The 21,099-nt window shown below is 63.7% G+C and carries 21 protein-coding genes and 1 pseudogene; 13 read left to right on the top strand and 9 right to left on the bottom strand.

The window, feature by feature from the left end:
* Window positions 1-148: 148 nt before the first annotated feature.
* Both NY023_RS07810 and htpX read left to right on the top strand, forming a co-directional pair.
* Window positions 149-1,360: a pyridoxal phosphate-dependent aminotransferase gene (locus NY023_RS07810; protein ID WP_013971543.1), complete on the top strand. Its 1,212-nt coding sequence runs from the start codon at window positions 149-151 to the stop codon at window positions 1,358-1,360.
* 293 nt (window positions 1,361-1,653) lie between these two features.
* The gene (gene htpX, locus NY023_RS07805; RefSeq protein ID WP_013971542.1) at window positions 1,654-2,541 is read left to right on the top strand and encodes a protease HtpX; all 888 of its coding nucleotides are present in this window, start codon (window positions 1,654-1,656) and stop codon (window positions 2,539-2,541) included.
* A 169-nt stretch (window positions 2,542-2,710) separates the two neighbouring features.
* Here htpX and NY023_RS07800 read toward each other — a convergent pair whose 3' ends face one another.
* The gene (locus NY023_RS07800) at window positions 2,711-3,361 is read right to left on the bottom strand and encodes a thiopurine S-methyltransferase (protein WP_024086512.1); all 651 of its coding nucleotides are present in this window, start codon (window positions 3,359-3,361) and stop codon (window positions 2,711-2,713) included.
* 101 nt (window positions 3,362-3,462) lie between these two features.
* Between NY023_RS07800 and NY023_RS07795 the strand changes: the two genes are divergently transcribed.
* Window positions 3,463-4,230 carry a DODA-type extradiol aromatic ring-opening family dioxygenase gene (locus NY023_RS07795; protein WP_013971540.1) on the top strand — a complete coding sequence of 256 codons (768 nt, stop codon included), beginning with the start codon at window positions 3,463-3,465 and terminating at the stop codon, window positions 4,228-4,230.
* A 153-nt stretch (window positions 4,231-4,383) separates the two neighbouring features.
* Here NY023_RS07795 and NY023_RS07790 read toward each other — a convergent pair.
* Together NY023_RS07790 and NY023_RS07785 are read right to left on the bottom strand one after the other, a co-directional pair.
* Window positions 4,384-6,097 (bottom strand): annotated as a pseudogene (locus tag NY023_RS07790) (DEAD/DEAH box helicase).
* 389 nt (window positions 6,098-6,486) lie between these two features.
* Window positions 6,487-7,242, bottom strand: a complete 756-nt coding sequence (locus tag NY023_RS07785; RefSeq protein ID WP_015269377.1) for a spermidine synthase — start codon at window positions 7,240-7,242, stop codon at window positions 6,487-6,489.
* Window positions 7,243-7,358: 116 nt separating this feature from the next.
* Here NY023_RS07785 and NY023_RS07780 point away from each other — a divergent pair, with 116 nt between their 5' ends.
* Complete coding sequence (locus NY023_RS07780; protein ID WP_003247094.1) at window positions 7,359-8,705, top strand: class II 3-deoxy-7-phosphoheptulonate synthase; 1,347 nt, start codon at window positions 7,359-7,361, stop codon at window positions 8,703-8,705.
* On the opposite strand, the gene NY023_RS07775 is transcribed toward NY023_RS07780, so the two are convergent.
* Together NY023_RS07775 and NY023_RS07770 are read right to left on the bottom strand one after the other, a co-directional pair.
* Complete coding sequence (locus NY023_RS07775; protein ID WP_044046916.1) at window positions 8,686-9,906, bottom strand: winged helix-turn-helix domain-containing protein; 1,221 nt, start codon at window positions 9,904-9,906, stop codon at window positions 8,686-8,688. The genes NY023_RS07780 and NY023_RS07775 overlap by 20 nt on opposite strands.
* 145 nt (window positions 9,907-10,051) lie before the next feature.
* Complete coding sequence (locus NY023_RS07770) at window positions 10,052-10,270, bottom strand: DUF1127 domain-containing protein (protein ID WP_013971536.1); 219 nt, start codon at window positions 10,268-10,270, stop codon at window positions 10,052-10,054.
* Window positions 10,271-10,366: 96 nt separating this feature from the next.
* Here NY023_RS07770 and NY023_RS07765 point away from each other — a divergent pair, with 96 nt between their 5' ends.
* Window positions 10,367-11,218, top strand: coding sequence for a LysR substrate-binding domain-containing protein (locus NY023_RS07765; RefSeq protein ID WP_015269374.1), 852 nt, complete (start codon window positions 10,367-10,369; stop codon window positions 11,216-11,218).
* Between the two features lie 37 nt (window positions 11,219-11,255).
* On the opposite strand, the gene NY023_RS07760 is transcribed toward NY023_RS07765, so the two are convergent.
* On the bottom strand, window positions 11,256-12,005 hold the full coding sequence (locus NY023_RS07760; RefSeq protein ID WP_013971534.1) for a sulfite exporter TauE/SafE family protein: 750 nt from the start codon (window positions 12,003-12,005) through the stop codon (window positions 11,256-11,258).
* Between the two features lie 114 nt (window positions 12,006-12,119).
* Between NY023_RS07760 and NY023_RS07755 the strand changes: the two genes are divergently transcribed.
* The 3 genes from NY023_RS07755 to NY023_RS07745 all read left to right on the top strand — a co-directional run bounded on the left by NY023_RS07755 (window position 12,120) and on the right by NY023_RS07745 (window position 14,157).
* Window positions 12,120-13,073, top strand: coding sequence for a LysR family transcriptional regulator (locus NY023_RS07755; RefSeq protein ID WP_013971533.1), 954 nt, complete (start codon window positions 12,120-12,122; stop codon window positions 13,071-13,073).
* Window positions 13,074-13,131: 58 nt separating this feature from the next.
* Window positions 13,132-13,587: a MarR family winged helix-turn-helix transcriptional regulator gene (locus tag NY023_RS07750; RefSeq protein ID WP_013971532.1), complete on the top strand. Its 456-nt coding sequence runs from the start codon at window positions 13,132-13,134 to the stop codon at window positions 13,585-13,587.
* A 141-nt stretch (window positions 13,588-13,728) separates the two neighbouring features.
* Window positions 13,729-14,157 (top strand): organic hydroperoxide resistance protein, encoded by a 429-nt coding sequence (locus NY023_RS07745; RefSeq protein ID WP_013971531.1) that lies wholly within the window; start codon window positions 13,729-13,731, stop codon window positions 14,155-14,157.
* Window positions 14,158-14,368: 211 nt separating this feature from the next.
* On the opposite strand, the gene efp is transcribed toward NY023_RS07745, so the two are convergent.
* Both efp and earP read right to left on the bottom strand, forming a co-directional pair.
* On the bottom strand, window positions 14,369-14,938 hold the full coding sequence (efp, locus tag NY023_RS07740; RefSeq protein WP_013971530.1) for an elongation factor P: 570 nt from the start codon (window positions 14,936-14,938) through the stop codon (window positions 14,369-14,371).
* Window positions 14,939-14,986: 48 nt separating this feature from the next.
* On the bottom strand, window positions 14,987-16,114 hold the full coding sequence (gene earP, locus NY023_RS07735) for an elongation factor P maturation arginine rhamnosyltransferase EarP (protein WP_013971529.1): 1,128 nt from the start codon (window positions 16,112-16,114) through the stop codon (window positions 14,987-14,989).
* Between the two features lie 130 nt (window positions 16,115-16,244).
* Here earP and NY023_RS07730 point away from each other — a divergent pair, with 130 nt between their 5' ends.
* Both NY023_RS07730 and NY023_RS07725 read left to right on the top strand, forming a co-directional pair.
* Window positions 16,245-16,643 (top strand): hypothetical protein, encoded by a 399-nt coding sequence (locus NY023_RS07730; protein ID WP_013971528.1) that lies wholly within the window; start codon window positions 16,245-16,247, stop codon window positions 16,641-16,643.
* Between the two features lie 2 nt (window positions 16,644-16,645).
* On the top strand, window positions 16,646-17,116 hold the full coding sequence (locus NY023_RS07725) for a GreA/GreB family elongation factor (protein ID WP_013971527.1): 471 nt from the start codon (window positions 16,646-16,648) through the stop codon (window positions 17,114-17,116).
* 114 nt (window positions 17,117-17,230) lie between these two features.
* On the opposite strand, the gene NY023_RS07720 is transcribed toward NY023_RS07725, so the two are convergent.
* The gene (locus tag NY023_RS07720; protein WP_013971526.1) at window positions 17,231-18,169 is read right to left on the bottom strand and encodes a LysR family transcriptional regulator; all 939 of its coding nucleotides are present in this window, start codon (window positions 18,167-18,169) and stop codon (window positions 17,231-17,233) included.
* A gap of 118 nt (window positions 18,170-18,287) precedes the next feature.
* Between NY023_RS07720 and NY023_RS07715 the strand changes: the two genes are divergently transcribed.
* The 3 genes from NY023_RS07715 (at window position 18,288) to NY023_RS07705 (ending at window position 20,962) form a co-directional block, all read left to right on the top strand.
* The gene (locus tag NY023_RS07715; protein WP_024086508.1) at window positions 18,288-19,037 is read left to right on the top strand and encodes a 3-oxoacyl-ACP reductase family protein; all 750 of its coding nucleotides are present in this window, start codon (window positions 18,288-18,290) and stop codon (window positions 19,035-19,037) included.
* A gap of 236 nt (window positions 19,038-19,273) precedes the next feature.
* The gene (locus NY023_RS07710) at window positions 19,274-20,461 is read left to right on the top strand and encodes an MFS transporter (RefSeq protein WP_013971524.1); all 1,188 of its coding nucleotides are present in this window, start codon (window positions 19,274-19,276) and stop codon (window positions 20,459-20,461) included.
* A gap of 120 nt (window positions 20,462-20,581) precedes the next feature.
* Complete coding sequence (locus NY023_RS07705) at window positions 20,582-20,962, top strand: hypothetical protein (protein ID WP_015269367.1); 381 nt, start codon at window positions 20,582-20,584, stop codon at window positions 20,960-20,962.
* Window positions 20,963-21,099: the final 137 nt, after the last annotated feature.

The following is a 21,099-nucleotide window of genomic DNA, read 5'->3' as shown; positions in this document are numbered from 1 at the left end:
GAATTTCACTGCGCACCGTCTTTTCCGGGGCGCGGGTGGCACGTATATTAGTTGGCTTCGTGTGCCAGGCGTTCAGTCTGGCACCCGCTTCCTGCCCTTTCAAACCTTTCGGCGGGGCGTAGCGCGTTTTCTCAATCGGGATCCCATCATGCAGTTCAGCAAATCGAACAAGCTCGCCAATGTCTGCTACGACATTCGCGGCCCAGTGCTCAAGCACGCCAAGCGCCTGGAAGAGGAAGGCCACCGCATCCTCAAGCTGAACATCGGCAACCCGGCGCCGTTTGGCTTCGAGGCGCCTGACGAAATCCTCCAGGATGTGATCCGCAACCTGCCCACCGCGCAGGGCTACAGCGACTCCAAAGGCCTGTTCAGCGCGCGCAAGGCGGTGATGCAGTACTGCCAGCAGAAGCAGATCGAAGGCGTCGGCATCGAGGACATCTACCTGGGTAATGGTGTGTCCGAGCTGATTGTGATGTCGATGCAGGCGCTGCTCAACAACGGCGATGAAGTGCTGATCCCTGCCCCCGACTACCCGCTGTGGACCGCCGCCGTGAGCCTGGCCGGCGGCAAGCCGGTGCACTACCTGTGCGACGAGCAGGCCGACTGGTTCCCAGACCTTGAGGACATCAAGGCCAAGATCACCCCGAACACCAAGGCCCTGGTGATCATCAACCCGAACAACCCGACCGGCGCGGTGTACTCCAAAGAGCTGCTGCTGGGCATGCTGGAACTGGCCCGCCAGCACAACCTGGTGGTGTTCTCCGACGAGATCTACGACAAGATCCTGTACGACGAAGCCGTGCACATCAGCACCGCCTCGCTGGCCCCCGACCTGCTGTGCCTGACCTTCAACGGCCTGTCCAAGTCGTACCGGGTGGCGGGCTTCCGTTCCGGCTGGCTGATCATCTCCGGGCCCAAGCACCACGCGCAAAGCTACATCGAAGGCATCGACATGCTGGCCAACATGCGCCTGTGCGCCAACGTGCCGGCCCAGCATGCCATCCAGACCGCGCTGGGCGGCTACCAGAGCATCAACGACCTGGTGCTGCCGCCCGGCCGCCTGCTGGAGCAGCGCAACCGCACCTACGAGTTGCTGAACGACATCCCGGGCGTTAGCTGCGTGAAGCCGATGGGTGCGCTGTATGCATTCCCGAAGATCGACCCGAAGGTTTGCCCGATCCACAACGACGAGAAGTTCGTGCTCGACCTGCTGCTGTCGGAAAAGCTGCTGATCGTTCAAGGTACGGCGTTCAACTGGCCGTGGCCGGACCACTTCCGCGTTGTCACTTTGCCGCGGGTGGATGACCTGGAGGCGGCGATTGGCCGGATCGGGAATTTCCTGAAGGGTTATTCGCAGTAAGTGAAGGCCCTGGGGGCGCTTTGCGCCCCTTTCGCGACACAAGGCCGCTCCTACAGGGTTACGCGATCAGTTGTAGGAGCGGCCTTGTGTCGCGATGGGCTGCAAAGCAGCCCCCAAAACCCCACAGGATGTTTCTTACATCCTGCAACGCTCTATCCCACAGCCCCCGCGCCATCCTCTGCCATACTCCGCCGTACACAGTTTGAAATAGTCGCCCGATTGAATCGGCACGGCCGGCCCCTTATATACCCCGCAGTAAGCGACAACTCATCCGTCAGGAGAACGTAACAACCATGATGCGCATTCTGTTGTTTGTAGCCACCAACCTCGCGGTGGTGCTGGTTGCAAGCATTACCCTGAGCCTGTTCGGTTTCAACGGGTTCATGGCCGCCAACGGGGTCGACCTGAACCTCAGCAGCCTGCTGGTGTTCTGCGCCGTGTTCGGCTTTGCCGGCTCCCTCGTCTCGCTGTTCATCTCCAAGTGGATGGCGAAGATGACCACCGGTACCCAGATCATCAGCCAGCCGCGCACCCGCCACGAACAGTGGCTGCTGCAAACGGTGGAAGAGCTGTCCCGTGAAGCGGGCATCAAGATGCCCGAGGTGGGTATCTTCCCGGCGTACGAGGCCAACGCCTTCGCCACCGGCTGGAACCGCAACGACGCGCTGGTCGCCGTGTCCCAGGGCCTGCTGGAGCGTTTCTCGCCCGATGAAGTGCGCGCAGTGCTGGCCCACGAGATCGGCCACGTGGCCAACGGCGACATGGTCACCTTGGCGCTGGTGCAAGGCGTGGTGAACACCTTCGTGATGTTCTTCGCGCGCATCATCGGCAACTTCGTCGACAAGGTGATCTTCAAGAACGAAGAAGGCCAGGGCATTGCCTACTACGTAGCGACCATCGTTGCCGAGCTGATCCTGGGCATTCTGGCCAGCATGATCGTGATGTGGTTCTCGCGCCGCCGCGAATACCGCGCCGACGAAGCCGGTGCACAGCTGGCCGGTACCGCAGCAATGATCGGCGCCCTGCAGCGCCTGCGCGTGGAGCAAGGCCTGCCGGTGCACATGCCCGACAGCATGAAGGCCTTCGGCATCAATGGTGGCCTGAAGCACGGCCTGGCCGGGCTGCTGATGAGCCACCCGCCGCTGGAAGACCGTATCGAGGCCCTGCGCCGTCGCGGTTGATCCAATCGGTAAAACAAAAGGGCGACTGCGGTCGCCTTTTTTTGTACACCTGTGCCGGCCTCTTCGCGGGTAAACCCGCTCCCACAAGTTCACCACACACCTTGAGGATTGTGCAGTACCTGTGGGAGCGGGTTCACCCGCGAAAGGGCCGGTGCAGGCTACACACCTGTCATCGGCTAACCCGGTACACCCGCTCCAACAAACTCGATACCCCGGCCTGCGAAAACTTCGGGCTTTCTTCAATCACCTCCACAGCCTCCAGCTCATCCACCTGCCACCCGGTAAACCCCTGCCGCAGCTCTTCATCCCCGACCGAAAACGGCGGTCCGTCCAGCAAAGCCTGGTCATAATCCAGAGTCACCACCAACCCCTGGCAACCCGCCGGCAGCAAGCCCGACAACAGCTGCATGTAAGCCACACGCATCTGCGGCGGCAAGGCAATCAACGCCGCCCGGTCATACAGCCCCGCGCAATCGCCAATATCCTCGACCTTCAACGCAAAGAAATCCCCACACCAGAGCTCAACGTCACCACTGCGCCAAACTTCGAAAACCCCGCGCTGTTGCACCTCGGCTTCAAGCCCATGCTCACGGAAGAATGCCTCCACCGCTTGCCGCGACAACTCTACGCCCAACACGCGATACCCCTGCCCGGCCAGCCAGGCCAGGTCCAGGCTCTTGCCGCACAACGGCACCAGCACGCGGCTGCCCGGCGCCAGGCCAAGCGTTGGCCAGTACCTCTGCAGATAGGGGTTCACCTGCGCCTGGTGAAAGCCGATCTGGTTGTCGGCCCACCGCTGCTGCCAGAACGCTGGCTCCATGATCACTCCTGATTTTTAGATGGTTTGTCGGTAAAAGTTGGTTTGGATTTCGATCTGTAGTTGATCGAAGATGATTGCATCTTAACCGTCAGGACCCCGCCATGCTGCCCAGCCTGTTCATTTCCCATGGTTCTCCCATGCTTGCCCTGCAACCCGGCGCCAGCGGGCCTGCGCTGGCAGGGCTTGCCAACGCCCTGCCCCGGCCGAAAGCGATCGTGGTGGTGTCGGCGCACTGGGAAAGCCGCGAACTGCTGGTTACCGGCAGCGCACAACCAGAGACCTGGCATGACTTCTACGGCTTCCCACCGGCGCTGTATGCGGTGCAGTACCCGGCACCGGGTGACGCCACCCTTGCCGGCCAGGTCAGTGAACTGCTGCAGGCTGCCGGGCTGCCAGCCCGGCTGGACGCGCAGCGGCCGTTCGACCATGGTGCCTGGGTGCCGCTGTCGCTGATGTACCCGGATGCGGGTGTTCCGGTGGTGCAGGTTTCACTGCCCAGCCACATGGGGCCGGCGCTGCAGGTCAAGGTAGGCCAAGCGCTGGCGGGTTTACGCGACCAAGGCGTGCTGTTGATCGGTTCGGGCAGCATTACCCACAACCTGGGCGAACTGGACTGGCATGCCGGGCCGGATGTGATCGAGCCTTGGGCACTGGCGTTCAGGGATTGGGTGGTGGAAAAGCTGCGGGCGAATGACCAGGAAGCGTTGTTGGGTTATCGGCAGCAGGCGCCGTTTGCGGTGCGTAACCATCCCAGTGATGAGCATTTCCTGCCGCTGTTCTTTGCCCTGGGGGCTGGCGGCAAGTTCGGGGTGGTGCACCAGGGGTTTACCCTGGGGGCGTTGGGGATGGACATTTATCGGTTCGACTGAAGGGCCTCTTCGCGGGCTTGCCCGCTCCCACAGGTCCTCCACAGGCCTTGAGAGCTGTGATGCACCTGTGGGAGCGGGCAAGCCCGCGAAGAGGCCGGCACAGGCAAAAAAAAATCCCCAGCCAAAGCCGGGGATTTTTTCATTGCGCCAGGATCAATCCTCGCGGTAGCGACGCAGCTTCAGCTGCTTGCCAGCCACGCGGGTGTCCTTGAGCTTGGACAGCAGCTTCTCCAGGCCATCTTCCGGCAGCTCGACCAGGCTGAAGCTGTCGCGCACCTGGATGCGGCCGATGGCGTCACGAGCCAGACCACCCTCGTTGAGGATCGCGCCCAGCAGGTTCTTGGCAGCGATGCCGTCACGGGCACCCAGGGCAGTACGGCAACGCACGCGGCCTTCGGCCAGCGGCATCGGCGCACGGCGCTCGCGGTCACCACGCTCCGAGCGCTCGCCACGCTCACCACGCTCGGTACGCTCACCACGCGGGGCGAAGCTCGGCACCAGCGGCTGCTCACGCTCTACCGCGGCCAGGTCCAGCGCCTGGCCATTGGTGGCCTTGCGCAGCAGGGCAGCAGCCAGGGCACGCGCGCTGCAACCCAGGTCGGCGGTCAGGCGGTCGAACAGTTCGCCGTGGGTGGCTTCCGCTTCGGCAACCAGCGGCGCCAGGCTCGAGGTCAGCTTCTTGATGCGGGCGTCCAGCACGGCCTGGGCATTCGGCAGGCGGGCTTCGGCAACTTTCTGCCCGGTTACGCGCTCGATCACCTGCAGCATGCGGCGCTCACGCGGGGTGACCAGCAGCAGTGCACGGCCATCGCGACCAGCACGGCCGGTACGGCCGATACGGTGTACGTAGGACTCCGGGTCGTACGGCATGTCGACGTTGAACACGTGAGTGATGCGCGGTACGTCCAGGCCACGGGCAGCGACGTCGGTAGCGACAACGATGTCCAGGCGGCCATCCTTGAGCGAGTCGATCACGCGCTCACGCTGGTTCTGGGCGATGTCGCCGTTCAGCGCGGCAGCCTTGTAACCCTTGGCTTCCAGCGCGGAGGCCAGGTCCAGGGTGGCTTGCTTGGTACGCACGAAGGCGATCAGCGCGTCGAACTCTTCCACTTCCAGCAGACGCAGCACAGCCGGGATCTTCTGGTCGGCGTGGACCATCAGGTGGGCCTGCTCGATCGCGGTAACGGTCTGGGTCTTGCTCTGGATCTTGACGTGCTTGGGCTCGCGCAGGTGGCGTTCGGCGATCGAGCGGATCGACGACGGCAAGGTGGCGGAGAACAGCACGGTCTGGCGGCTGGCCGGGATGGCATCGAAGATCACTTCGAGGTCGTCCATGAAGCCCAGCTTGAGCATCTCGTCGGCTTCGTCCAGTACCAGGTACTGCACGGTCGACAGGACTTTTTCGTCACGACGCAGGTGGTCGCACAGACGGCCAGGGGTGGCCACGACGATTTGCGCGCCGTTGCGGATCGCACGCAACTGTGGGCCCATCGGGGCACCACCGTAGACGGCGACCACGTTCACGCCCGGCATCTGCTTGGCGTAGGTTTCGAAAGCTGTAGCAACTTGCAGCGCCAACTCACGGGTTGGCGCCAGGATCAGGGCTTGCGGTTCGCGCTTGCTCACATCGATCTTGTTGAGGATCGGCAGGGCGAAGGCAGCGGTCTTGCCGGTGCCAGTCTGCGCCTGGCCGATCATGTCGTGACCGGCGAGGATGATCGGGATCGATTGTTGCTGAATGGCGGACGGCTCTTCGTAGCCGGTCGCCAGAACGGCAGCAACAATATTCGGATTGAGATCGAGAGCGGCGAAGCCGCCGGTTTCCTGGGTCATGGGTCTGCCTCTAGGTGCATCCGCAAAGACCCATGCTCCAAAGCTGCACAAGCCATGAAAGACCGACAGGTCACCCAGGCAGCTTTGGCGGCGGGGATTTGCGAAAACGATTGAAAAAGAAAACGTGGGAAAGTCCGCCTAGCGGACGTGCAGCCGAAGCTGGACTCGGAGGGTTTGCACCACCTGATTTTGCGGTCCGCTAAAAGACCGGCGCGTACTATACCCGAAATCGTGCGCAGACGTGAGGAATATTTTCAGGGTGCCTGGCCATTGTCGGGCCATCAGCAATGTGCGGCTGAAACGATTCCTGCCTGCGATACCGCGTCGTCTGATTCGCGAGCACGCCCGCTCCCACAGGATACTCACCGCCCTTGAGCACAATGATATTCCTGTGGGAGCGGGCGTGCCCGCGAAGAAGCCAACTCAGGTAGCCGGCCGAATCTCGCGGATCAGCCCCTCAAGGCTGTACCCCAGGCGCGGCGCCAGCGCCTGGGCCCGGGCTTTCAGCCCATCCAGGTCCAGCGTCTGCTCCAGGTCCGCCGGCACCAGCAGGATCACATTGCCCTCCTTCACCGGCAGCTCCCAGTAATGCCGGTGGTACAACCCGCGCAGCAACGCCGCGCCCAGCGGCTTGCCGTCGTCGGTGGCCCACTGGTTGATCACCAGCCAACCACCCGGGTTCAGTTGCTGCTGGCAGTTCTCCAGGAAGTTCCACGCCAGGTGGCCCACCCCCGGCCCATGGTCGGTGTACAGGTCGACGAACAGCAGGTCGGCCTTCTCCGCCGTGGGCAACAGCTCCAGCGCATCGCCGATGCGTACATACAGCCGCGGGTCGTCGTCCAGGCCCAGGTACTCCATGGCCAGGCGCGGTACGTCCGGGCGCAGTTCGATTGCCTCGATGTCGTCCAGCGGCAGGAACTTCATGCAGGCCTGGGTCAGCGTGCCGGCACCCAGGCCGAGAAACAGCGCGCTCTCCGGCTGCTCGTGGCACAGCGCCCCCACCAGCATGGCGCGGGTATAGTCGTACTCCAGCCAGCTGGGGTCGGCCGTGAACACGCAGCTCTGCTCGATCGCATCGCCGAATTCCAGAAAGCGGTAGTCGTCGACTTCATACACGCTGATGACGCCAAAGGCGTCCTGCACCCGTGCCAGTAGCCGCTCTTCCCGTTCCGCCGCCATGCTCACCACCTACCCGCACAAAAACGCGCATTGTCCGCCAACACCCTCGATGCAACAAGCGCAGCGCCAACTGTTACCATGGCCCATAGCCTACAACCGACAAGACCGAGCCCGAGATGAACCAACCGTGGAGCCCCGACAGCTGGCGCGCCCTGCCGATCCAGCAGCAACCGACCTACCCCGATGCCGCGCACCTGCTGAAGGTCGAACAGACCCTGGCCAGCTACCCGCCGCTGGTGTTCGCGGGCGAGGCGCGCGAGCTGCGCCGGCAGTTCGCCGAGGTCACCGAAGGCCGCGCCTTCCTGCTGCAGGGTGGCGACTGCGCCGAGAGCTTCGCCGAGTTCTCGGCGGCGAAGATCCGCGACACCTTCAAGGTGCTGCTGCAGATGGCTATTGTCATGACCTTCGCCGCCGGCTGCCCGGTGGTCAAGGTCGGGCGCATGGCCGGGCAGTTCGCCAAGCCGCGCTCATCGGGCGATGAAACCATCGGCGACATCACCCTGCCCGCCTACCGTGGCGACATCGTCAACGGCATCGGCTTCGACGCGAAAAGCCGCATCCCCGACCCGGAACGCCTGCTGCAGGCCTACCACCAGGCCACCGCCAGCCTCAACCTGCTGCGCGCCTTCGCCCAGGGCGGGTTCGCCGACCTGCACCAGGTGCACAAGTGGAACCTGGACTTCATCGCCAATTCGGCGCTGGCCGACAAGTACCACCAGCTGGCCAACCGCATCGACGAAACCCTGGCATTCATGCGCGCCTGCGGCCTGGACAGCGCGCCGCAGCTGCGCGAAACCAGCTTCTTCACCGCCCACGAAGCACTGCTGCTGAACTATGAAGAAGCCTTCGTGCGCCAGGACAGCCTGACCGGCGACTACTACGACTGCTCGGCGCACATGCTGTGGATCGGCGACCGCACCCGCCAGCTGGACGGTGCCCATGTGGAGTTCCTGCGCGGCGTGCACAACCCGATCGGGGTCAAGGTTGGCCCCAGCATGAACCCCGAAGAACTGATCCGCCTGATCGACACGCTGAACCCGGCCAACGACCCCGGGCGCCTGAACCTGATCGTGCGCATGGGTGCCGGCAAAGTCGGCGACCACCTGCCGGGGCTGATTCGCACGGTCGAACGCGAAGGGCGCAAGGTGCTGTGGAGCTCCGACCCGATGCATGGCAACACCATCAAGGCCAGCAGCGGCTACAAGACCCGCGATTTTGCGCAGATCCTGGATGAGGTGAAGCAGTTCTTCCAGGTGCACCAGGCCGAGGGCAGCCACGCCGGCGGCATCCACATCGAGATGACCGGGCAGAACGTCACCGAATGCATCGGCGGCGCCCGGCCGATCACCGAGGATGCGCTGTCCGACCGCTATCACACCCACTGCGACCCGCGGATGAATGCCGACCAGTCGCTGGAGCTGGCGTTCCTGATTGCCGAAACCCTCAAGCAGGTGCGGCGCTGAGCAACGCCTGGCGCAACTGGCTGCCCTCGGTACGCGGGCAGTTCAGTTGCACCTTCTCCAGCCCCAGCCAGCTGGCCAGGCACAGCAGGTTGCCGGCCAAGGCCTGGTAACCCTCTTCGTCCAGGCCCGCTGCCTCGACATGCACGGCGTGCACTGCCAGTTGCCCCTGGGCGCGCTCGGCGCGCAGGTCCACGCGCGCGCCGATGCGTTCGCGGTACAGGAACGGCAGCACGTAGTAACCGTACACCCGCTTGTGCGCCGGGGTGTAGATTTCCAGGCGGTAGCGGAAGTCGAACAAGCGCTCGGTACGGCTGCGTTCCCAGACCAGTGAATCGAACGGCGACAACAGCGCGCTGGCCTCGATGCGCCGGGGGATGCGCGGCGCGCCGGCGCAGTAGGCAAGCTGCTTCCAACCCAGCACCTCGACCGCTTGCAGGCGGCCATCAGCCACCAGTTCGGCCAGTACCGCTTTGCCCTGCCCCGGGTCCAGGCGGAAGTAGTCGCGCAGGTCGCGCTCGGTGGCTACGCCCAGGGCGGTGGCGGCGTGCAGCATCAAGCCCTGATGCGCCTCGGTCTCGCTGGGCAGTGGCTGGTCGAGGATCGACCTCGGCAGGACCTTTTCCGGTACATCGTAGAGCCGCTCGAAGCCGCGCCGGCCAGCGACCGTCACCTCCCCTGCGGCGAACAGCCATTCCAGCGCGTGCTTTTCCTCGCTCCAGTCCCACCAAGGGCCAGCCCGCTCCTCGCGGGTGGACAGGCTGCCCGCGCCAAGGGCGCCCTGTTCGCGGACCGCTGCCAGTACCCGAGTGATAACGTCCTGGCGTTCACGGCCAAACTGCGCGAGCTGGCGATAGATGCCACGACCATCGGCGGCCTGGGCCATGCGCCAGCGCAGCAGTGGGTACAGGCTCAGCGGCAGCAGCGAGGCTTCGTGCCCCCAATACTCGAACAACAGGCGTTGGCGACCACGGCCCCAGGCGAGCTGGTCGAGGGCGGCAGGCGAGTAGCTGCCCAGGCGGGAGAACAGCGGCAGGTAGTGGGAGCGGACCAGGGCGTTGACCGAATCGATCTGCAACACGCCCAGGCGTTGCAGCATGCGTTTGAGTGCCGGCAGGGTCGGCGCCGTTTCTGGCTGTTTGCCGAAACCTTGGGCAGAAAGGGCCAGGCGGCGGGCCTGGTTGATGGACAGCTTGAGGGGCAAGCCTGAACTCCTTGTAGTGTCTGTTCCGGCCCTTTCGCGGGTGAACCCGCTCCCACAGGGATCCCATTGGTCTCGGGCAATGTGGAGTTCCTGTGGGAGCGGGTTCACCCGCGAAGAGGTCAGTGGTTCCACCGACAAACTTAGCCTATTTCCGCAACGGATCATCCCAGAAATGCCGCTCGGCCTCCTGCTGGATATCCGCCCGGCTCAACCCCAGGTCGTGCAGGGTCGCATCACTCAGGCTGGCCAGTTCCTGGCGCTGGCGGTATAGCTGCAGCCATCGCGCAGGGCGCTGCAGGGCGGCATGCCACAGGTGGTTCAGGGAAAAGGCAGGTTGCTGGATGCTGCTGACATGACCTTTCATCGTGAAGCCCTCCGTGTTGATGGCTCCAGTCTCCTGCCAGGCATAAGATCAATCCAACGAATGTTTCTGATGCCATGCATCTCGGAGATTGATGCAATGTCCCAGTACCAGAGCCTCGACGCGGACGTACTGCGCACGTTCGTGGCCATCGCCGAGCAGGGTGGCTTCACCCGCGCCGGCGAGGTAGTCAACCGCACCCAGTCGGCGGTGAGCATGCAGATGAAACGCCTGGAAGAGGACATCCTCCAGCGCCAGCTGTTCGAGCGCGATGGCCGCCAAGTGCGCTTGACCGCCGAGGGCCAGGTGCTGCTCGGCTATGCGCGGCGCATCCTCAAGTTGCATGGGGAAGTGTTCAACACCCTGCGCATGCCGCACATGGTCGGGGTAGTACGCATCGGCACGCCGGACGACTATGCCATGCGCTTTTTGCCGACCATCCTGTCGAGCTTTGCCCAGGCCTACCCGCTGGTACAGGTGGAGGTGCATTGCGACTCCTCCAAACAACTGATGCTGCGCCAGGACCTGGACCTGACCATCGTCACCCGTGAGCCGGGTAACGAGATTGGCCAGCTGCTGCGCCAGGAACGCCTGGTCTGGGCCGCCGCGGAAGGCTTCTGCCCGCAGGAGCAACGCCCCATGCCGGTAGCCTTGTTCAACACCGACTGCTTCTGCCGGGCCTGGACCTGCAATGCCCTGGAGGCCCAGGGCATCGACTACCGCATCGCCTATACCAGCCCGAGCCTGGCAGCGATCTTTGCCATCGTCACCGCAGGGTTGGCGGTGACCGCACAGTTGCAGAGCCTGATTGGCGGGAATATCCGCATTCTGGGCGAAAACGAAGGGTTGCCGCAGTTACCGGTGGCCAATGTGATGCTGGTGCGCAGTACCCAGAACCCTTCGCCGATTACCGATTGCATGGCCGACTACATTGTCGAAGGGTTCAAGTAACTAGTGTCGCGATGGGCCGCAAAGCGGCCCCAAAATCTCAAAGCTCGAACCCGAGCATCACCGCACACCCCACCAGAAACACACAGAACATCGCCCGCAACACCTTCTCCGGCAACGCATGGGCCAATTTCACACCCCAGCTGATACTCAGCAGGCCGCCCACCGCCAATGGAACCCCCACCCCCCAGTCAACACTGTGGTGCACCCCATAGGTCACCAGGGTTACCAAGGTACTCGGCGCCGCCAGCGCCAGCGACAGCCCCTGCGCCACCACCTGGGTGGTACCGAACACACTGGTCAGAATCGGCGTGGCTACCACGGCCCCACCCACCCCGAACAAGCCGCCCATGGTCCCGGCAAAGCTGCCCAGTACACCCAGCCAAGGCCAGGCATAGCGCAACTCGGCGCTGGGCGGCATTACCTTCATGAACATCCGCGCAACGTTCCACACCGCCAGGGCCACCAGGAAGCCGACGAAGCCCAGGCGCATTGAATACGCATCCAGCCCGACCGCCCAGATCGACCCCAGCCAGGCGAACCCGAAGCTGCACAGCGACAGCGGTACCGCATGGCGCAACTCGATGCGATTACGCTGGTGATAACGCCACAGCGCCAGCAGCACATTGGGCACTACCATCACCAGCGCAGTGCCCTGCGCCAACTGCTGGTCCAGGCCGAAAAGCACGCCCAGCGCCGGAATCGCGATCAGCCCGCCGCCAATGCCGAACAGGCCACCCATGGTCCCCAGGGCTGCGCCCAACACGATATACAACAACCACTCGATCATCAGGGGCCTCATCCACCTGTACACATAATGCGAGCATGCTATCGATTGCGGGCTGGTGGGGAAACGCACAGCAGCGCACAATGGCTATGCGTTTTTCGCAAAAGCAAGGCAGCCATGAGCCCCGATACCCTGACCGACCAGCTAAGCCTGTTCCTCGATGTGCTGGAAACCGGCAGTTTTTCTGCCGCCGCCCGCCGCCACCCGCTGACGCCTTCCGCCGTGGCCCGCCGCATCGACAACCTGGAAAGCGCCGTGGGCAGCCGCCTGTTCACCCGCAGCACCCACGCCGTGCGCGCCACGCCTGCCGGCAACGCCTTTGCCGAACGGGCCAGGCGCATCATCGAGGAACTGCGCCTGGCCCGCGCTGAAGCGGTGTCGCTGAGCAATGCCCCCGAAGGCCTGATCCGCATCGACGCCCCCGCCGCATTCGGCCGCCGTCACCTGGCCCCGGCCATCGCCGATTTCCTGGTCGCCTACCCGGGCCTGGATGTGCAACTGCGCCTGATCGACAGCTTCGTCGACCTGCATGGCAGCCACCTGGGCGAGGTCGACCTGGTGCTGCGCGCCGGCCCCCTGGCCGACACCCGGCTGGTCGCCACGCCATTGGCCTACATGGTGCGCATCGCCTGCGCCAGCCCGGCCTACCTGGCCAGCCGCGGCATGCCCAGCTGCCCCAGCGAGCTGCCAGGGCACGACGGCCTGGACTGGGACGGCCTTGCGCCACCATTCGCCTGGCGTTTCAACGTGGCCGGGCAAACCCGCCTGTACCGCCCCTCACGCATGCGCATGGCCGCCAACAACGCCGAAACCCTGCTGTTCGGTGCGCTCGCAGGCTTAGGCATAGCCCACCTGCCTACTTGGCTGATCAGCGAATACCTGCTGCGCGGCGAGTTGATACCGTTGTTTTGCGACGGTGGCTTGCCCAAAGCGGAAACCAGCGGTATTTACGCACTTCGCCTGGAACATGAAACGAACTCTCGCAGCCGTTTGCTGCTCGAATTTCTCAAGAGCCGCTTCAGCCCGATTCCACCCTGGGACCTGGCCTTGCGCAGTGAGCTGCGCGAATAAAGCGCGCACTAACGATCCGCGTGCCAGACTTTCCCATTGATTACCTTCAAGGACCTGCATGAACGCCGACACCCAAGCCTCCTGTGACGAGCTGCTGCTGGAAAACCAGGTCTGTTTCGCCCTGCACTCCACCTCGTTGCTGATGACCAAGGTCTACAAACCGCTGCTGCAGGCCCTGGGCCTGACTTACCCGCAGTACCTGGCCATGCTCGTGCTCTGGGAGCACGATGGCCTGACCGTAGGCGAGATCAGCCAGCACCTGCTCACCGACCCCGGTTCGCTGACACCGCTGCTCAAGCGTCTGGAGAGCGAAGGCCTGCTGCAGCGCAACCGCAGCCGCGAGGACGAACGGGTGGTACTGGTGCAGCTGACCGACAAGGGCCGCGCCTTGCAGCAGCAGGCCAAAGAAGTGCCGCAGTGCATCCTCAAGGCCAGCGGGCGCAGCCTGGAACAGCTGCAACAACTGCAGGCCGACCTGCTGGCGCTGCGCGAGAACCTGCAGAAAACCCTCTGACAGGTATGCTGTGCGATGGCCGTTCAGATGAACGGTGATGATTTATCTTGCGCACTAACTAATTGCGCGCTAATTTAAATCCCACACCAACCCGCGCCCTCCTCCAGACGGGGAGCGCACAGCACATTAGCGAGGCTCAAGATGCAAAAGGTCACTCCGCTGTACATCGCAGAAGCTACCTCCACCGGTGGGCGCGACGGCAAATCCCGCTCCAGTGACGGCAAGCTGGTAGTCAGCCTGAGCACCCCCAAGGAACTGGGCGGCGCAGGCGGTGACGGCACCAACCCCGAGCAGATGTTCGCCGCCGGTTACTCGGCATGCTTCATCGGTGCCCTGAAGTTCGTGGCCGGGCAGGAGAAAAAAGCCCTGCCGGCGGACGCCTCGATCACCGCGAAAGTGGGCATTGGCCAGATTCCAGGTGGTTTCGGCCTGGACATCGACCTGCACATCAACCTGCCGGGCCTGGCCCAGGCCGATGCCGAAGGGCTGGTGGAAAAGGCGCACAAGGTGTGCCCGTACTCCAACGCCACCCGCGGCAATGTGGATGTGCGCCTGCACGTGACCGTGTAAGGCTGTGGGAGCGGCCTTGCGTCGCGATGGGGCGCGAAGCGGCCCCGGAATCTCGGGTACACCTTGATATTGCCGGGGCCGCTTTGCGGCCCTTTCGCGACACAAGGCCGCTCCCACAAAAGCAAGAGCAAGAGCACGCATCGAGATCTGCAGGAATCGCAGGCACAAAAAACCCGGCCTAGGCCGGGTTTTTTGCGTTTCACAAGAAGGATTACTTCTTGGAACGGCCTTTGAAGCTGTTGTCGCGAGTGTCGATATCGATCCACTCGTCGATCTGGATGAAGTCGGCAACCGAGATCTCGGTACCGTTCTTCAGCTTGGCAGGCTTCATGACCTTGCCCGAGGTGTCGCCGCGTGCAGCGTTCTCGGTGTAGACAACCTGGCGGCTGATGGTGGTCGGCAGTTCAACCGATACCAGGCGGCCTTCGAAGAACACGGCTTCGCAGACGTCTTCCATGCCTTCTTCGATGTACGGCAGAACGGCTTCGATGTCCTCGGCGTTCAGTTCGTACATGGTGTAGTCGGTGGTGTCCATGAAGGTGTATTCGTCACCGTTGATGAACGACAGGGTCGCTTCTTTGCGATCCAGGATCACGTCGTCCAGCTTGTCGTCTGCACCGTAGACGGTTTCGGTCTTGTAGCCGGTCAGCAGGTTCTTCAGCTTGGTCTTCATGATCGCGCTGTTACGGCCCGACTTGGTGAACTCAGCTTTTTGAACCAGCCACGGGTCGTTGTCGATCCGCAGGACGGTACCGGGTTTCAGTTCTTTACCAGTTTTCATTACGAAGTATCCGAATCTGGATGGATTTATAAAAATCGAGGCCGCGTATCATAGCGAATTTCGGTAAAAGTGTACTAGCGCTGTGGCAAGGTCCGGCTGAGCGGCCTGTCGCGCCGCCCAAAGCCGGGCATGCTGCTGCAGTTCCGGCCAGTGCTGACGGGCTGCCTGCCAGGCCTGGCCCATGTCGCGGTCCATGTTCCAGGCACGCCACAGGCCAAGCAGGGCGGCATCGGCATCGCCTGACAACCCCTGTCGATAATGCGCGAGAAACGCTTCGAGCTTTTCCCAATGGGCATTCTCGTCCTGCACGTAAATGTGCCACAGCATCGGCTGCCCGGCCCACTGCGCGCGCACGAACGAGTCTTCGCCGCGCACGGCATTGAAATCACAGCTCCACAGCAACCGGTCGTAGTCGTCCTGGCTGACGAAAGGTAGCACCTGCAGGGTCAGCGCCCCGCGCTTGCGCACGCTGCCCACTTGCAGTGAAGCCTCGCCAAGCCACTGGCCGAGCCCCGCGACAACGCGCCCTTGCGGCACCAGCAGGTGGCAAGGTTGCTCGCCTGAGGCCAGGGCCTCAAGCCAGTTGCCCAATTGCGGGTTTTCGTAGGCGAACAGGGAAATCAGCAACGCCCCCGCTTCAGGGTTTACGCCAAGCCCGTGCAAGAAGGCCTGCCGTGCGCCTTGCTGGAACGCATCACGCCGCGCCAGCAGCGAGCCCTCGCGCAGCAGGCCACCGGTTTTTTTGGTGAAGCCCGGAAAGAAAAATACCTTGCGCAAGCCATTGGGCTGCGGCGAAGGCAAGCCATGGCAACCTTCCACCCAGTCCTCGGCACTGAGGTATTCGAGGTTCAGCCACAGCGGCGGCGTGACACGAGCACGCATTGCCTCCACATAGGCTGCTGGCAATTGGCAGGCGAAGGCACCGATTACCACATCAGCCGGCGCCACCGGCAACCAGGCTACCGGCCATTGGCGCACATCCACACCGTGCTGCCACTGCTGCGGGGCGGTGGCATCGGCCCCGGGGCACATGGGCGTGAATGCATTGAGGTCATCCACCCACAGGCGCACAGCCAGGCCGTGCTCGGCCACCAGCTGCCGGGCCAGGCGCCAGGTCACGCCTATATCGCCGTAGTTGTCGACGACGCTGCAGAAGATGTCCCAAGTGGCTTTCATGTGCCCTGCCCTCGCCCAGCGGAAAAACCGCGCATTCTGCGTATAAATTGTCGCTGACAAAAGCACCTGCGCGGAAAAATGCCCAAGCGCATGCGACAATGCACCCCGAACACCCTGCCAGGAGGCTGCCATGGCGCGCCACCGTGAATTGAAAATCACCCTCAAGCCGTTGCCGTTGATCGTGTGCGTTGCCTTTGGCCTGTGGCTGGGCGCCGTGGCGATCGCCGCCAGCCTGTGGCTGGCCCTGCAACTGTGGCCACAGCAGGTACAGCCACTGGCCCAAGCCGTGGCCCCCGCCGCGTACCGGCCTGCCGCGCCGCCAGCGCCAGCCCCTGCGGCGGATGCCCAGGCGGAAATGTTCGAACGCTACAAGGACATCCTGCACAAGCAGGAGCTGCAACAGGCCGCCGAGGCCGCCCAGGGCAACCCGCGCAACCTCAACAGCCCCAAGTGCCAGTTCTGGCTGCAGCAGAACCGCACCGCGCCCACCGACAAAAGCCAGGCCAACGTGCTGGAGTTCTGTTACTGACCATGGACAAGCCCAGCCTGCTGGCCCAGATCGTCGCCACCCTCGAACATGACCTGGATGTGCTGACCCGCGCGGCGCAAACTGCGTACGAAGCCGCCACTGCCGAAGAGAACATCGCCGAGAACAAGTACGACACCCTGGGCCTGGAGGCCTCGTACCTGGCCACCGGCCAGGCCCGCCGCAGCGCCGAGATCCGCAAGGCGCTGCTGACCTACCAGCAACTGCTGCTGCGCGATTACGACCCGGCACGCGGGGTGCAGGTGAGCAACCTGGTGACGCTGGAAGATGAAGATGGCGGGCAGCGCCGACTGTTCCTCGGGCCCGAGGCGGCGGGGTTGAAGATTGGCGAGGGGGATGGGCTGGTGACGGTGATTACCCCGCGCTCGCCGCTGGGGCAACAACTGGTCGGCAAGAAGGTTGATGATGAGGTAAACCTGGGGGCACAGGCATTGTTCATTGTTGATGTTGTCTGAACCGGCCCTATCGCCGGCAAGCCAGCTCCCACAGGATTACCACAAGCCCAAATACTGCGGGGTACCTGTGGGAGCTGGCTTGCCGGCGATAGGGCCGCTACAGGCAATACACTTCTAAAGGGTTTGCAAGGCATCGAACCGCCGCGCCAGCCCCTGCTCCTCGAACTGCTCCACCACAAAATCGACAAACGCCCGGGTCTTGCCCGGCAACAGCTTGTGCTCGGCGAAATACAGGCTGATATGCCCATCGTCCACATACCAGTCCGGCAGCACCCGCCGCAGCCGCCCGCCTTCCAGGTACGGCACGGCAAACGGCAGGCTCACAAGGGCAATCCCCAAGCCCTGCTCGGCCACCGCGCAAGCCGCATCCGAATCGCTCATGGTCATCGTCTGGCGCAACTGCAATGGCTGCTGCACCTGCCAACGGCTGGTCAACGGCCATGACCGCACCCGCCCGGTCTGCGGCGAGCGGATCAGGATACCGTCATGCCGTTGCAACACCTGCGGGTCGTCAATCGGCGCGTGCTGCCCCAGGTACGCCGGCGCCGCCACCAGCACCCGGTGCGCCGGGGTCAGCTTGCGCGCCACCACCCCCGGCGGCAGCTCGAAACCTCCGCCAATCGCCGCATCGAAGCCCTGGCCAATCAGGTCGACCTGGCGGTTGTCGAAATGCCAGTCCGGAGTAATGGCCGGGTAGCGACGCAGGAACTCACCCAGCAATGGCAACACATACAAGCGCCCAAAAACCGTACCCATGCTCACCCGCAACAACCCGGCCGGCTGGCCTTCGCTGCTGGCCAGGTTGGCCACGGCGTACTGGATGGTGCGGAAGCTGTCACTGACCTCCCCCAGAAATCGCTGCCCTGCCTCGGTCAGGGTCAGCTTGCGGGTACTACGCTGGAACAACCGCACCCCCAGGCGTGCTTCCAACTGGGCAACATGCTTGCCCACGGCAGCCGGGGTAATGCTGAGGCGCCTGGCGGCTTCGGCAAAGCTGCCGACTTCGGCACTGCGGATGAAGCATTCCAACGCGTTGAATGATTCCATGGCCATGATTGGCAACCAAAGGTTTACTCTGCTGATAGTGATTGCCATCTTATCAGCAGGTAATCAAGCGCCGATACTGCGCCCATCCAAGGCATTCCGGCCTGGCTTCCAGCAGGAGATCAACATGTCCAAGCAACACTCACTCGAAGGCAAGGTGGCCCTGGTACAGGGTGGTTCCCGCGGCATTGGTGCAGCCATCGTGCGACGCCTGGCCCGCGAAGGCGCACAAGTGGCCTTCACCTATGTCAGCTCCGCCGCCCCGGCGCAGGCACTGGCCAAGGAAATTACCGAAAACGGCGGCAAGGCCCTGGCCATGCGGGCCGACAGCGCCGACGCGGCGGCCGTGCAACTGGCCGTGGATGACACCGTGAAAGCCTTCGGCCGGCTGGATATCCTGGTCAACAACGCCGGTGTGCTGGCGGTAGCGCCGGTGACCGAATTCGACCTGGCCGACTTCGACCACATGCTGGCGGTGAACGTGCGCAGCGTATTCGTCGCCAGCCAGGCCGCGGCACGCTACATGGGCCAAGGCGGGCGCATCATCAACATTGGCAGCACCAATGCCGAGCGCATGCCGTTTGCCGGTGGCGCCCCTTATGCCATGAGCAAATCGGCGCTGGTCGGCCTGACTCGCGGCATGGCCCGGGACCTGGGGCCGAAAGGCATTACCGTGAACAACGTGCAGCCAGGGCCGGTGGACACCGACATGAACCCGGCCAGCGGCGAGTTCGCTGACAGTTTGATCCCGCTGATGGCGATCGGGCGCTATGGCGAGGCGGATGAGATTGCCAGCTTCGTGGCTTACCTGGCGGGGCCTGAGGCGGGGTATGTCACAGGGGCCAGCCTGACGGTCGATGGCGGGTTTGCTGCCTGATTGAAGGGTTGCCTGTTCCGGCCTCTTCGCGGGTAAACCCGCTCCCACAGGGATATCACAGGCCCCGAGCCCAGTGGTGTACCTGTGGGAGCGGGTTTACCCGCGAAGAGGCCAGCACAGGCTTAACCGATCCCCGACCTCCAGCCCCCCGCTCTGCTCTGCCGCACAATGCGTTGATGTAGTGCCCGACACTTTCCGATAATCCCCCCTTTACTCCTGCCCGCCACGAGAACCCCATGAATACCCCCACGCTCAGCCGTGCCCTGATTCTGCTGATGGCCACTGCCACCGGCCTGGCCGTGGCCAGCAACTACTATGCGCAACCGCTACTGCACAGCATCGCCCAGCAGTTCGGCCTGAGCACTGCCAGTGCCGGCAGCATCGTCATTGCCGCGCAACTGAGCTACGGCGCCGGCCTGTTGCTGCTGGCGCCGCTGGGCGACCTGTTCGAGCAGCGCCGGCTGATCACCGTGATGACTGCCATTTCCACCCTTGGCCTGGTCATCAGCGCCTGCGCACCGAGCCTTCCCTGGCTGATACTTGGCACCGCGCTGACCGGGCTGTTCTCGGTGGTGGCGCAGATCCTCGTGCCCATGGCCGCGACCCTCAGCGAGCCACACCAGCGCGGGCGGGCGGTCGGCACCTTGATGAGCGGATTGCTGCTGGGCATCCTGCTGGCGCGCACCGCCGCCGGGTTCATGGCCGAACTGGGTGGCTGGCGCAGCATCTACGTGCTGGCCGCGGTGCTGATGGCCATCACCGCCGTGGCGCTGTACCGCAGCCTGCCACAACACCACAGCCATGCCGGGCTGAAGTACCCAGCGCTGATCGGCTCGGTGTTCCGCCTGTTCGTCGAAGAACCGGTGCTGCGCCTGCGCTCTCTGCTCGGCCTGCTGGCTTTCAGCCTGTTCGCCCTGTTCTGGACGCCACTGGCGTTCCTGCTGGCGAAAGGCCCGTATCACTATTCGGACGCGGTGATAGGCCTGTTCGGCCTGGCCGGTGCAGCGGGTGCACTGTCGGCCAATTGGGCGGGGCGCCTGGCCGACCGTGGCAAGGGTTCGCTGGGCACCACCGTGGGCCTGGTGGTATTGCTGCTGTCGTGGGTGCCGCTGGGCTTCGCCGAGCAGTCGTTGCTGGCGTTGCTGCTGGGCGTACTGATGCTCGACCTGGCAGTGCAACTGGTGCACGTGAGCAACCAGAATGCGGTAATTGCCCTGCGACCCGAGGCGCGCACGCGGCTGAATGCCGGGTATATCACCTGCTACTTCATTGGCGGGGCCTTGGGATCGCTGCTGGGCACGCAGCTGTTCCAACGCCAGGGCTGGATGGGGATTGTGCTGGCCGGGTTGGTGATTGGCGGGCTGGCGTTGCTGGCGTGGGGTTTGGCCGAGCGCAAGCGCAAGAACGCTTTGCAGATCGCCTGAAGCCCATTGACCTGAGCGACAATGCACCGCACGACCCTCCGTCGCATGGCCGTTGACTTGCCTGCCGGGTCAGCGCTCAGTAGGCGCTGGTCAATGCCCTTTCCCTGACAGGACAACGTTATGACAAGACTCACGGTGCAATCCGGCGATTTCTTGCAAGGTGAAGGCGAGTATCGCAATGGATCGCTCACACTCAAGACCCCGCGCAGCCCCTCCCCGGGCGAGCGGATTTCCCTGGCACGCATCAGCGACCTGCGGCTGGCCAGCCTGGAATCCAGCCGCAGCCTGGGCAGTGCCCTGGGCTGGGGCGTGGCCGGGGCCCTGGTGGCCGGGCCGGTGGGGTTGCTGGCCGGGCTGTGGCTGGGTGGCAAAGAAGAGGAAGCCACCTTCCTGGCCACTTTCAAGGACGGGCGCAAGCTCATGGCCATTACCGATGGCAAGACCTGGTCGAAGATCGACGACAACTGGAAGCAGCACAGGCGGCCGGCCAGCAAAGGCTGACGGGATATCGCAGGGCCCGGATCGTTTTATGTTGAAGGCGGCTGTAAGATGCCGCCTTTTTTCATGGCCTGTACTGGCCTCTTCGCGGGTAAACCCGCTCCTACAGGAACTGCGCCACTCTCAAGGGCAGCGCTGTT

It is taken from the genome of Pseudomonas sp. NBB, assembly GCF_032701105.1.
In the GTDB taxonomy this organism is placed as follows: Bacteria; Pseudomonadota; Gammaproteobacteria; order Pseudomonadales; family Pseudomonadaceae; genus Aquipseudomonas; species Aquipseudomonas asiatica.
Note: the sequence above shows the minus strand (reverse complement) of the source record. Positions and strands in the feature narration are given on the sequence as shown.